Source organism: Azospirillum sp. B506, assembly GCF_000333595.1.
GTDB lineage: Bacteria > Pseudomonadota > Alphaproteobacteria > Azospirillales > Azospirillaceae > Azospirillum.
The window spans coordinates 1-1,649 of sequence record NZ_BADK01000445.1; the positions used below are offsets into that span (position 1 = coordinate 1).

General features: G+C 68.8%; 2 protein-coding genes and 1 pseudogene. 2 read left to right on the plus strand and 1 reads right to left on the minus strand.

Translation table 11 applies throughout. The features are described from left to right. Nucleotides 1-195: pseudogene (locus I71_RS13555) on the plus strand (molybdate ABC transporter permease subunit); the annotation flags it as partial. 2 nt (nucleotides 196-197) lie between these two features. Then, a complete protein-coding gene (gene modC / locus I71_RS13560; RefSeq protein ID WP_042695389.1) occupies nucleotides 198-1,319 on the plus strand; it encodes a molybdenum ABC transporter ATP-binding protein in 1,122 nt (373 codons plus the stop codon). A 20-nt stretch (nucleotides 1,320-1,339) separates the two neighbouring features. Here modC and I71_RS13565 read toward each other — a convergent pair. After that, nucleotides 1,340-1,649 (minus strand): hypothetical protein (locus I71_RS13565; protein ID WP_042695390.1); only part of this gene is annotated, 310 nt, incomplete at its 5' end.

Here is a 1,649-nt window from a genome sequence, read left to right on the forward strand (position 1 = left end):
GGTCATCACCTTCGTCTCCACATCCCCGGCAAGACCCAGACCCTGCCGCTGGCGATCTATGCCGCGACGCAGGAGCCGGGCGGCGATGCGGTGGCGGCGCGGCTGGCGGGGATCTCCTTCGCTGTGGCATTGGTCGCGCTGATGCTGTCGGAATTCCTGGCGAACCGGGTTCGCCGTTTGATCGGACAGGTCTGATCATGCTTGACCTGCAAATCCGTCAGAAGTTGGGCGCCTTCACGCTCGACATTGCGCTTGCTGCCGAGGAGCGCGGGGTGACAGCGCTGTTCGGCCGCTCCGGTTCGGGCAAGACGTCAGTCATCAACGCCATCGCCGGCCTGACGCGGCCGGACGAGGGGCATATCCGCGTCGGGGACAGCGTGTTCTTCGACAGCGCGCGCCGCATCGATGTGCCGGTGGAAAAACGGCGCATCGGCTATGTCTTCCAGGATTCGCGTCTGTTTCCGCACATGACCGTGCGCAGCAATCTGGAATACGGCCTGCGCCGCGTGCCCGCCGTCGAGCGCCGCATCGCCTTCGGACCGGTGGTTGACCTGCTGGGGCTCGGTCATCTGCTGGACCGCCGGCCGCGCGGGTTGTCCGGTGGCGAGAAGCAGCGTGTCGCCTTCGGTCGTGCCCTGCTGGCTCAACCGCGCCTGCTGCTGATGGACGAGCCGATGGCGTCGCTCGACGCCGCCCGCAAGGCGGAGATCATGCCGTACATCGAACGGCTGCGCGACGAGATGAACATCCCCATCGTCATGGTCAGCCACGCGCTGGACGAGGTGGTGCGGCTGGCCACCACGATGGTGCTGATCGCCGAGGGAAGGGTGCGCGCCTCCGGACCGGTCGGGGCCGTGATGGGGCGGCTGGACCTGTCGGCCACCACCGGTGCGCAGAATGCCGGAGCAGTGCTGGACCTGACGGTGGAGCGGCATGTTCCAGAGGATGGCCTGACGGTGCTGACCTTCGACGGCGGACGGCTGACCGTGCCGCAGATCGACCGGGTGCCCGGCATGGCGGTGCGGCTGCACATCCATGCCCGCGACGTGGTTGTCGCATTGCATCCGCTGACCGGGGTCAGTTTGCGCAATGCGCTGGCCGCAACGGTGGTGGAAGTGGCTGAGGCCGGCCCGTCGTCCGCCGACGTGCGGCTGGCAGTGGGCGGATCCTTCCTGATCGCGCGCATCACCCGCGCGGCCCTGCGCGAACTGGGGCTGGCGCCCGGCCGCGAGGTGGTGGCGTTGGTCAAGGGCATCGCCTTCGAGCCGGACAGCGGCAGCGTGGCGTCCGACCGGACCGGCCGGGTGGTGGATGTGTGAAAATCAGCGGTTCGCAGACCCTACTGACCGCCGGACGGGGTGGCTGAACCGCCGCTGCTCGCGCCTCCGCCGGCAGACCCACCGGCGGTCGATCCGCCCGGCACGGTTTGGGTGGCGCCGCTGGTCTCGTTCATCGAATTGCCGGAGGTGCCGCCCTGCACCGGCACGCCTGTCGACGGCGGCGGGACGGTGGTGGACTCACGGCTCGATCCGCTGCTGGTGGTCGGGCTGGTCTGGTTCGCCGCGTTGGAGTTCCGGGCGTTTTGGTCGTCGCAGGCGGCCAGACCCAGAAGCAGGGCGGGCACGGCCACGATCAGAAACTTGCTGCGC

Excerpts from the sequence above, each read along its gene's own strand:
- modC (WP_042695389.1), top strand. The coding sequence starts at position 198 with ATGCTTGACCTGCAAATCCGTCAGAAGTTGGGCGCCTTCACGCTCGAC.